Below are 11083 nucleotides of genomic sequence, written 5' to 3' on the forward strand. Positions count from 1 at the left end.
AGTAAATAAATACTATTGCCAAGGGGAATAATTTCGAAAATAACCCCCTTATTTTGAAAGTTATATGTACTAAAATATTCTCAATATATTAAACGAATGTATATTAGAAGAAGCAGAGAACACTGAAAATATATATCTTTGTAAACCGGACATTATCTGTTGTAAGATATCCAACACTGAATTACCTCTATGATCACTCGAAAAAAGCTTTTCGGATGGCTTGAACCGCACCTTTACTCAGTTATTATTTTCAGTCAGCCAGTAAGGTGAAAATGATTCGCAGACAGTGGTAAAAAGCGACACTTCCCTTGTCATGTGCATGAGTATGATCTAAACACATATCAGGCAGTTATTTTGAAGAGAACAACTTATTATAAGAAATTTATTGTAAAGATACAAATATTGAACATTCCATAAAAATAGTTCTCTGTTACTATGGGCATAGCCGATTACTATTATCTTTTATCACTGCTCCACCATTAATCTATCAAAATATAATAACACACAGCATCATTTAACAGAAGAATTCTGGAAAACTTTCAGTATGTAAGAAGCTATCAAGATCGGCGAAAAAAAGATCTTAGTAATTGCAAGGTATATAGGTCGCTAAATTCTATCAACATATTGAAAATCAACAATATAATTCATGCTTCTACACCAAGGTTCCAGAATAAAAGTACTATATAGCATTTTTGTCAGTTTGTCAGTTTGAAAACCCACTAAAATCATTGGGAAGTTTAAAAAAAACGTCCCAATGATTGAATCCAAACATTGAGAAGATTCAATACAAACTCCCCAATGTTTTTACTCCTCTCCAGTGTGCCCATATGCATCATTATAGCTCGTACTACTTCCATCGTCTTTTTATCTGATAATCGGTGCTTCGCATTAATCGATATTATAATCCTGAATATAGTCCTAAAAAAATAAGAGACACAGCGAAAGTACTGCCTCCCGTATTTATTTAAACATGACTCTCGTTATTCGTTTTAAGAAGCACAAACACTTTTATCAGGAAAATACATTTGCGAAAGTTCTTGTTTATTGCAGCATTTCACTACAAAATCAGATTGGTTCATTGTGTCTTTATATTTAAATTATATGCTATAAAGCACACAAAACAAATCATTAATTTACAATTTATTAGGCGACATTTTATTACATATTTTCTTCTGCCTCACCCTACTCCACCAATAGTTAAGCCCAATCCAAATCATGATATCTCCTACCAACATCAGTGTGTTATTAACATAAGGCATAAATAATATGTTTACGCCACTAAACACACATGATATTAAAAGAATCAGAAGCATAGCCTTACGTGTAGTAAACCCCATCGCAAGAAACTGATGATGAATGTGATTCTTGTCAGGTTCAAAAGGACTTTTACCATTACAAATACGAACAATGACAACGCGAACCACATCAAAGGCCGGAACAATAAGTGTACTGAAAGCTATCACAAATGCCCCTTGTGTTACAGGAATAAATTCTGTATTCTGACTATATTTGATAGCAAGGAAACTCAATATATATCCCAGAGTCAGACTTCCGGTATCTCCCATAAATATCTTTCGGGCATGTTCAGCACTACCAAAAACATTATAATAAAAGAAAGGAACAAGCACCCCAAAGGTACTAAAAGCGAGCATACTGTAAATCCACATTCCTTTTTCAATAAATAAAAAGCCAAAGACCAAAAGAGAAACACTACTTAATCCTGAGGCAAGACCATCTATTCCATCAATTAAGTTAATCGCATTTGTTATAAAAACAACAATCAGTATAGTAAAAGGCATACCAAACCACGGAGATAATAAACCAATACCAAATAAACCGTAAAAATCATTAATCCAAAGCCCGGAAACAGGTAATAAACCGGCACAAATAAGCTGAATGACAAATTTTTGACGATAACGAACCCCCACCAAATCATCAGCAATACCAGTTAGGTACAAAAGAACCATTCCACAAATTAATACTAGAAATTCTGGCAAAATAAAAGATGCCGGTAAAAAAGATATTCCATAACCAGTCAAAGTTCGAATCGTAAGAACCGAACAACATGATAGCAATATTGTCGGAAAGAAAGAGACTCCACCTAAACGGGGAATCGCACGTTTATGTATTTTCCTGTCATCAGGAATATCAAACAGTTTTTTACGAAATGATATTAATAGGATACGTGGAATGATAATCCTAGCGATATAAGCAGAAATAGTGAAAGCTATTATAATAAAAACAATATTCATAATAATATTCTGTGTACGATTCTAACATCTCCTTAGCAAAAAACATTTGATAACACCTCTTACTAAGGATATTTACGTCAATGACTGTTATGTATTAAAATCAATTATTATTTAATTCCGGTAATATTAGATAGCAAGTTAATGATAACTGGCTTTCATTATAAGTCAAAGCTAGACCGTTTGATGATTAATACAAATTCCTTTCAAATACCACTCATACAAACAATGAATCCCCCTATCTATCTCAATTTTATGATGCCAACCCAAAGAATGAAGTTTAGAAGGATCAGTGAGTTTACGTAAAGTTCCATCCGGTTTCGATCTATCCCAACCAATCTCTCCTTTAAATTGAATCTCTTTCATTATTAACTCAGCCACCTCACGAATACTAACTTCCTTACCGGTCCCCACATTAATATGACAGTTACGAACTTCTTTACCACCTTCAGAATACGTATCCTTAAAATCGACTTTCAATAAAATATGTACACTGGCGTCAGCCATCTCCTCACTCCACAAAAATTCACGCATTGGAGTACCGGTTCCCCAAAGTATTACAGATTCAGGAGTAATACCAAATTTCATCAATTTAGCTAGAATGTCACCTTTCGGGCTATTACCATTTACTCCTTCAACAGGGCGAAGATTGATATCTTTACAGACGGCTTCCCAATTATTTTCGTTCAAACATTTTGCCAAGTGTATTTTACGAATCATCGCAGGCAATACATGACTATTTTCCAAATGAAAATTATCATTCGGACCATACAAATTCGTCGGCATCACAGCAATGTAATTGGTTTTATATTGGAGATTGAAGCTCTCACACATTTTCAAACCGGCTATTTTAGCTATGGCATACGGCTCATTCGTATACTCCAAAGGAGATGTCAATAAAGAGTCTTCTTTCATCGGTTGAAGAGCCTCACGAGGATAAATACAAGTACTGCCAAGAAAAAGAAGTTTTTTCACACCATGCCGGAAACTCTCTCCTATCACATTCTGCTGAATCTGTAAATTCTGATAGATAAAGTCAGCACGGTATTGTAAGTTAGCCATAATACCACCAACATGAGCAGCAGCAAGAACTACAGCATCAGGGCATTCTTCATCAAAAAACTGCTTTACAGCTAAACTATCTAATAGATCCAGTTCTTTATGCGAACGACCCACCAAATTCGTATAGCCACGCTCCAACAGATTATTCCAAATTGCAGAACCCACTAAACCACGATGTCCTGCTATATAAATCTTTGAGTTTTTATCCATTCTTTATTTAGCCTTCTTTACTCATTAACTCTTTCATATGAAGTTTCTTCACAAACTTCATATCGTGTACTACCATAATCTTAACTAATTCTGCAAAAGAAGTCTTGGTAGGGTTCCAACCTAGCAAAGTTCTTGCCTTAGTAGGATCTCCCAGGAGTTGTTCCACTTCAGATGGTCGGAAATATTTGGGATCGACTTCTACTAATACATTTCCAGTAGCTACATCTATGCCTTTCTCGTCAACGCCTTCTCCCTCCCAATGAAGTTCAATTCCTATTTCTTTGAAAGCAAGAGTAGTAAATTCCCGAACTGTATGATATTCACCGGTAGCAATCACAAAATCTTCGGGTGTTTCATGTTGGAGAATTAACCACATACACTCTACATAATCCTTAGCATATCCCCAGTCACGAAGTGAATTCAAATTACCAAGATAAAGTTTATCTTGCAATCCTTGAGCTATACGTGCTGCCGCCAATGTAATTTTACGGGTAACAAAGTTTTCACCCCGACGTTCACTCTCATGATTAAACAAAATACCATTGACAGTATACATTCCATAACTTTCACGGTAATTCTTAGTGATCCAGAACCCGTATTGTTTAGCTACCCCGTATGGAGAACGAGGATAGAAAGGGGTTGTTTCTTTTTGAGGAACTTCCTGTACCAAACCGAACAATTCAGAAGTAGAAGCTTGATAAATACGGGTTTTCTTCTCCAAGCCTAAAATGCGGACAGCTTCAAGTACACGCAGTGTACCAATCGCATCGGCTTCAGCGGTATATTCAGGAACATCAAAGCTTACTTTTACATGACTTTGTGCAGCCAGATTATATATTTCATCCGGCTGAATTTGCTGAATAACACGAATGAGTGAACTGGAATCTGTCATATCTCCATAATGAAGATTCACCAAACGATTTTTTTTCATGTCACGTACCCACTCATCCAGATACAAATGCTCAATACGTGCAGTATTAAATGACGAAGAACGACGAAGTATCCCATGTACTTCATATCCTTTTTCTATTAAAAACTCAGCGAGAAACGAACCGTCCTGACCCGTTATTCCAGATATTAATGCTACTTTTTTCATCCTAATTATTTAATTAACTAAAAATCCCAATTTTATTTTTCACAATATGTAAGAATTTGCCATGAAGCAACTCTCCAATTTTCCATCCGTATTTTAACATTATCATTAGAGTATTAGTATAGATACCATATCTTCGACAAGCAAGTACATCTTCTTTATTTATTAATATTCGAGCTGACCAACTCTCCGTGCTAACACCTCCTGTACGCATCACAACTAATGGTGACGAAATATATCCAGTTCGTAATTTGTATCTATATAAGAAACGAACCAGCAAATCAAAATCTGATGCTATTTCGTAATTTAAAGAATAGCCCCCTAACTGTTCATAATAATGACGACGAACATAGAACGTTGGATGAGCCGGCATCAGTCCGAATCTAAATAATGAAGGTCTAAATATTCGCGACGAATAATATCGGACTAATTTGTCTTTCTTTTCAGCATTCACAAATATCACATCCCCATATACCCCATCTATAGCAGATGACAGAAAATGTCGGGCTATCTGATCTACAACTGATTCATTGATAAAAAAGTCATCTGAATTCAAAAAGCCCACAACATCACCAGTAGCAAGAGAAATTCCCTTATTCATAGCATCATAAATTCCACCATCGGGTTCCGAAACGACGCGAGAGATACGATTACCATATTCAGCTATAATAGACAACGTACTATCAGTACTAGCGCCGTCTATAATTATATATTCAATATCATCATAAGTCTGATTAAATACACTGAGAATGGTATCTCTTAGAGTTTTCTCGCTATTGTAGGTTACCGTAATAATTGATATTTTCATAAAAATATTCTTTCCACATTTAATAATCTACTTCAGAAAGATTTTTTTTTTGATGAGAGGGAAGAAACTTCATCATAGATTTCCCTTATATTTGTATACATATTATCCCATGAAAAATGACTGGAATTATGCAATCCTTCATTAATAACAGACTCACGAAAAGAACTATTCTCCAATAATTTAAGCTTTTGAGTAAGCTCTTTAACCGTTAAATGATTCATCAATAGCCGGTCTGTACCAATAATTTCCGGTATTGATGAAGATCGATAAGCAACTACCGGACAACCAGCGCTTTGAGCTTCCAGAACAGGTAACCCAAAACCCTCATAAGCTGAAGGATATAACAAAGCATACGCATTGTTATATAATACATTCAATTCATCATTTGTTATATTACCTGTATAGTAATATCTTTCTTTACCGAGATATTGCAATAACATATGTTGTTCATTATCGGTTAAAGGTGAACCTACGATAACAAGACATAGATCCAAATCAGCTAGCCCCTGAACTACTAAATCAAATTTTTTATAAGAATCACGCGCTCCAACATATAGTACAAAAGATCCTTTTGAATAAGGACACGATAAATACCCCAAACCGGGAAGTAATACTTTATAACTATCTGATATACCATTATAAACTACCCGTATACGTTCCGGTGGATAATCAGGTACAAAACGCAATAAATCCTGCCGGGTATTCTCCGATATACAAATGGCTAACTCTGATTGTCGTATAGCCTGGTATTTCTGCTGACAATGTAAAGTCTTACGCCAACCTTTACAATAATATTCATAAGTAAAATCATGGACAGTGGTAATATTGCGCGCACATCGATTACCACAAACACGGTAATACGAAGAGTGAAAAAGAAAATCCTCTGATCCGGAAACCTGCAAATCAAAATATCGGTCTATAAAAGGTGGCAAGATGCTTGCCGAAAACGAGACCTCATTTGGTATTTCCAATAACTTACGCAGCATATTTTTATTTGACCACCGACTTTCTATAATCCGATATTGTTCAACCCCATGACTAGCAATATACCGCTTTAATAGCTCATACCAAACAACAGATATACCACCTGTACGTTGCAAAGAAAAAATAATGTTATCAAAATAAATCATGACAGAGTATATGTTTCATTAGAATTCATACGCGGCTCATTGTATAAAAAAGAAAATAGAATTCCCATTGCAAAAGCTGAGACTGGCGTTAAATTTGAATAGTAGCATACCGGTATAGCCGATATAATCATAAAAAACTTAGGAAGACTCCACTTCATAGACTTGAAATGATAATAAATTGATGCCAAAAAACCAAGACATCCCACATTTAGTAAACAGCGACCTAATGGAAACGACCAAAATTGATACCGAAACTTTTCACCAACTTCTTTTCCAAATGACATAAAATGATCTAATACAGATGGAAGATTAATAATCTCATATTTTCCAAAAGGAGATATACCGAAAATAAACTCAAGAAAATTATGATTATAGATATAAGATATACTATCTACTGCCACATTTGCCAGTGTGCTGTATTCGCTAAAAGCAATTAAAAGCAATGGATCAGAAAATAAATAGTCAATATAATAAAGAAATAAAAACATAATAAATGTATAAGCGACATAGTATAATTTCAGAAAAAAACTCCCCAAACGATATTCCCGATAATGGAACCAAATCAATAAGAAAAATGATATAAAAATGGGAATACCTCCCTTTCGTTGTGCTATAAGTGTCAATATAAAGATAAATAAAAGTACCTTCATCATTTTTTTCACATCTAAATTTCTCCCTTTTATACACATTATTATAGCAAAAAAGAAGGGAAGAGTCATGTATTCATCCCCGGCAAAAAAGATAATTCCATCTAAACCCAAAATGGTACGATATAGTGGATGCGCATGAGGAATTAGAATAGCTAAAAACATTTTCAATGTCCATGAGAGAATCACTAACTTCGAAAGTTCCAGGTATTGTTTTTTACTAAAATCAATTGTCTGAATAAAAAGTACAAAAAAGAGTAGATAACTTCTCGCAATGAACATGAACTGATCTTTAGCAAAAGTTTCTCTATTCAGAAAAAATATCCCAATTAATGAAGTTAATAGAAAAAAAGACGGCATCCCTTTTATATACAATAACCGTAAAATATTACTCTTAAAAAATTTAGGCAATGATATGGTAAATAAAAAAACGACCAATAAATCCAGTATCTTTAAGCTGCCATACGCTCGTGTATATATACTGGGATATAATGCTCCATCTTCTCTGAATATAGAATCTGGAATTGCATAATGATGTGTACACAATATTGTAGCAAGTAACATTACTACCTGATAATCAATTTTCTTTCTTTTAAAAGTATAGCTGACAAGAAGAAACAACTGAAGCTCAGGTATAAAAGGAATTCTCAGCGAACTACAAAGAGCAAATAAAAATGCGACAATAAAGAAATTAATTCTTAAAATCATTACAGTAAAAATCAATTGCTTTACTAAATTCTCTACAGAAGCAGGTCATTGAATAGAGATTTCTATCTAAATAACTTGCCCCAATCCGTTTATTCCATATTCCCAATAATCTATTTAAAAGCTGATCATAGCACCCAAAAGTAAACAGATGCTCTGAAGATAGTAAATCTCTCACTCCATCTATGTCCGATGCAATCACCGGACATCCTAAATATAATGCTTCCAATATAGTTAATGGCACTCCCTCAAAACGAGAAGGTAGAATTAACGCATTAATCAATGCATAAATTTCTGAAATATTCTGGCTCCAAGGTATAACATAAACATTCTTATATCTTTCTACTTGTTGTAAAAGTAATTCCTTATCACTACCATCACCGACAAATACAAAACCAATATTAGCTGGCAATTCAGAATGATAGCGATCTAGAAAATTAAGAAAAAAATCAAGTCCTTTATGCCAATATTCAAATCTTCCTACGATTCCAAATAAAAACAGTTTTTCCGGAAGTTCGTATTTTTGCCGCATTTCTTTTGGAGAATAAGATGTGTAACGATCATATTTTAGTCCATTGTGCACAATAAGTACTTTCTTTTTCGAAAACCTCTCCTGTATCTGTCGTTTCACCGCCTCATTTAAAGTTATATACCCATTTGGAGCAGAATAATATAAATATTGTATTCTATCTTTCAGCCAACCTATTTGCGGATGTTTTGAAACTCTTGCCAACTTGAAAGCAAAAGGTAAATAAGAGATGGTTTTAATTTTTAAAAATCGGCCAACTAATATCGCTAGAAAACTGGTATCAATAGTTCCCTGTACACTAACAATTAATTCCGGAGACATTCTTCTTATTTGATTATAAAGTAAAAAAAATGTTTTAAGTGAAAAGAAATTCCGAATTATTTGCCGTGAATTTGAAGCATAATGAATCATATTAACCTCAACACCTGATATTTTTTGTAAAATCCGGCACAATTCTGTATTGTAATCTGACACAATCACTGCAACAGAATGTTTGGTAGACAGACTGATAATAGCTTCAATCATCAATTTTTCATGCCCCCCTATTTGTCGAGCATCATTATAAAAAAGCAATTGGCTCATAGCTGAGTGATATGATTACCTTTAAGTAATCTGCTAAAAAGAATACGCTGACGTATACGAATTGGAACTAAAGATTTACACAATTCAATTATAGTCCGTTTTAGTGTAAAAATTAAATATTTAATTTTCCATCCATTCTTTATATACTCACCGTTTATTTGTGACACTTCACGAAATGTAGTTAGAAATTGTCGAGATGAAATACCAGTTTCAGCTTCAAACACAGATACACTCACCGGTATATATTTAAATTGTATACCTTTCTTGTATAACTGATAGAATAGATTGTAATCACTTACTATTTTATATTTCAAATCAAACTTATGACTTCTTAATAAATTTCCTTGCACAAATGATGCGGGATGTGAAAATGGGAAAAAATGCTCGAATTCTTCCAAAGGGAATGGTTTGGCTACAACTCTACCATATACATAAGCTAAAATTACATCACCATACAGTACACCTATCGACTCTGAGTAAAACTGACTAAATATCTTTTCTAAAACCTCTTCATTCGCTAAAGTATCTCCACTATTAATAAACATAATCCAATCGCCATGCGAAAACTCGATTCCCTTATTCATTGCATCATAAATGCCTTTATCAGGTTCGGATATCCACTTGGTAATACGAGTAGAATATTTACGTATAACCTCAACCGTCCCATCCGTTGATCCACCATCAATAAGAATGTATTCAACATCAGAGTAACTCTGATTAATTACCGAACAAATTGTTTCTTCAATACTCTTTACTGCATTATAGCAAACAGTTATTACTGTCACTAAAGGGTACTTATTACTTTTATATTTATACTCTCGTAAACAACTCATATATATCTTTATGGTTTTCAGAAATACTATTATATGATGATTCAGTTTCTATCTTCAATCGAGCATTCGCTTTTAGTTTACTAATATCTGCAGTAAATAATATCCAATTAATTCCGGTACACAAATCGGAACTATCCTCTTTATTTGCCAAATAACCCGTTACTTGATGTTCAACCAATTCTGGTATTCCACCTGTATTGAATCCAACCACAGGTAGTCCGCAAGCCATAGCTTCTAAAATTACATTGGGATAATTATCGGCTAAAGAAGGGGCCACCAGCACATCAGCAGCATTATAAAGTAACATCAACGAATAGTCATCATGAAGTCGCCCCATAAAGTGCAAAGATGCCTTTGTCTCCATTTCTACAGCATTCGAATCGCATCCTCCAAATACCACGTATTCTATAGTATCGGACATATTATGAATAGCTTCTTTTAAATAACTCCATCCTTTATAGGGACTATTTATCGCATCTGCCCCAAACAGAACAAGCTTTTTATTTTCCGGCAAACCCAGTAAATTACGAGCTATAGATTGAGGAACAGAACGATAGCGATTAGTATCAATTACGTTGCGGCTAAGTTGAATTTTCTTATCTCCAAACAAACGACTCTCTTCCACACAATGTCCTAACCATTCACTAGGAGTTAAGATTGTCAAGTTTGAATATGAACTCCATTTTCTCTTTTTCCTTTCAAATTGTTTATAAGATAAATCATATTCACACCGACTACCCATCTTTGCATAAAACATAGGACAAGCCCCACAATGAGTTTTATAACGTTCACAGTCAAAAGCATAGTGGCAACCACCGGTAAAAGGCCACATATCATGCATAAACCAATAAATAGGTTTTCCTGTATTCAATAATTCTTGTATTCCTTGCACAGACAACAAACCAAAATTAGTCCAATGAAGATAAATCACGTCCGCTTCCTGTACAACTTTTTCCTTAGCCAGTTGAAATCCGGTATTAGCATAGGACCATGCCCCGAATGCCTTAATTCTATTAACAGACCAATCTGTCCAATAACGTTTAAATAGCGTCTTCATTTTAATCAATCTCTGCTCAGGTGTAACCACATACTGATTCCCGAAATCTGTTTTATCAGCCACAAGCAGAGTCGAACTCATACCAGCCAAATTCATAGCCTCATTCAGCCGATAGGCAGCAATAGCAGCTCCGCCCATTCGGTCAGAGTAATTTATGTGTACGATTTTCATGCTTGTT

9 protein-coding genes are annotated in these 11083 nt (G+C 34.4%); all 9 read right to left on the reverse strand.

Annotated features, from left to right (window positions below; genetic code table 11):
- Positions 1 to 1133 precede the first annotated feature (1133 nt).
- Positions 1134 to 2252, reverse strand: a complete 1119-nt coding sequence (locus tag PHO71_RS05215; protein ID WP_300199924.1) for an MraY family glycosyltransferase — start codon at positions 2250 to 2252, stop codon at positions 1134 to 1136.
- A gap of 171 nt (positions 2253 to 2423) precedes the next feature.
- The gene (locus PHO71_RS05220; protein WP_300199927.1) at positions 2424 to 3521 is read right to left on the reverse strand and encodes a GDP-L-fucose synthase; all 1098 of its coding nucleotides are present in this window, start codon (positions 3519 to 3521) and stop codon (positions 2424 to 2426) included.
- A 7-nt stretch (positions 3522 to 3528) separates the two neighbouring features.
- A complete protein-coding gene (gene gmd, locus PHO71_RS05225) occupies positions 3529 to 4617 on the reverse strand; it encodes a GDP-mannose 4,6-dehydratase (RefSeq protein ID WP_300199929.1) in 1089 nt (362 codons plus the stop codon).
- A 13-nt stretch (positions 4618 to 4630) separates the two neighbouring features.
- Positions 4631 to 5422, reverse strand: a complete 792-nt coding sequence (locus PHO71_RS05230) for a glycosyltransferase family 2 protein (protein ID WP_300199931.1) — start codon at positions 5420 to 5422, stop codon at positions 4631 to 4633.
- A gap of 32 nt (positions 5423 to 5454) precedes the next feature.
- Complete coding sequence (locus PHO71_RS05235) at positions 5455 to 6552, reverse strand: glycosyltransferase family 1 protein (protein WP_300199934.1); 1098 nt, start codon at positions 6550 to 6552, stop codon at positions 5455 to 5457.
- Positions 6549 to 7907, reverse strand: a complete 1359-nt coding sequence (locus tag PHO71_RS05240) for a hypothetical protein (RefSeq protein ID WP_300199937.1) — start codon at positions 7905 to 7907, stop codon at positions 6549 to 6551. The genes PHO71_RS05235 and PHO71_RS05240 overlap by 4 nt, the downstream gene beginning before the upstream one ends.
- Complete coding sequence (locus PHO71_RS05245) at positions 7891 to 9015, reverse strand: glycosyltransferase (RefSeq protein WP_300199940.1); 1125 nt, start codon at positions 9013 to 9015, stop codon at positions 7891 to 7893. The genes PHO71_RS05240 and PHO71_RS05245 overlap by 17 nt, the downstream gene beginning before the upstream one ends.
- Entirely contained in the window at positions 9012 to 9800 is a 789-nt protein-coding gene (locus tag PHO71_RS05250) for a glycosyltransferase family 2 protein (RefSeq protein ID WP_300199943.1), read from the reverse strand. The genes PHO71_RS05245 and PHO71_RS05250 overlap by 4 nt, the downstream gene beginning before the upstream one ends.
- 25 nt (positions 9801 to 9825) lie before the next feature.
- On the reverse strand, positions 9826 to 11076 hold the full coding sequence (locus tag PHO71_RS05255; RefSeq protein WP_300199946.1) for a glycosyltransferase: 1251 nt from the start codon (positions 11074 to 11076) through the stop codon (positions 9826 to 9828).
- Between the last annotated feature and the right edge of the window lie 7 nt (positions 11077 to 11083).

Source organism: Bacteroides sp. (assembly GCF_028690125.1).
Classification (GTDB): Bacteria; Bacteroidota; Bacteroidia; order Bacteroidales; family Bacteroidaceae; genus Bacteroides.

Excerpts from the sequence above, each read along its gene's own strand:
- PHO71_RS05215 (WP_300199924.1), bottom strand. The coding sequence starts at position 2,252 with ATGAATATTGTTTTTATTATAATAGCTTTCACTATTTCTGCTTATATC.
- PHO71_RS05220 (WP_300199927.1), bottom strand. The coding sequence starts at position 3,521 with ATGGATAAAAACTCAAAGATTTATATAGCAGGACATCGTGGTTTAGTG.
- gmd (WP_300199929.1), bottom strand. The coding sequence starts at position 4,617 with ATGAAAAAAGTAGCATTAATATCTGGAATAACGGGTCAGGACGGTTCG.
- PHO71_RS05230 (WP_300199931.1), bottom strand. The coding sequence starts at position 5,422 with ATGAAAATATCAATTATTACGGTAACCTACAATAGCGAGAAAACTCTA.
- PHO71_RS05235 (WP_300199934.1), bottom strand. The coding sequence starts at position 6,552 with ATGATTTATTTTGATAACATTATTTTTTCTTTGCAACGTACAGGTGGT.
- PHO71_RS05240 (WP_300199937.1), bottom strand. The coding sequence starts at position 7,907 with ATGATTTTAAGAATTAATTTCTTTATTGTCGCATTTTTATTTGCTCTT.
- PHO71_RS05245 (WP_300199940.1), bottom strand. The coding sequence starts at position 9,015 with ATGAGCCAATTGCTTTTTTATAATGATGCTCGACAAATAGGGGGGCAT.
- PHO71_RS05255 (WP_300199946.1), bottom strand. The coding sequence starts at position 11,076 with ATGAAAATCGTACACATAAATTACTCTGACCGAATGGGCGGAGCTGCT.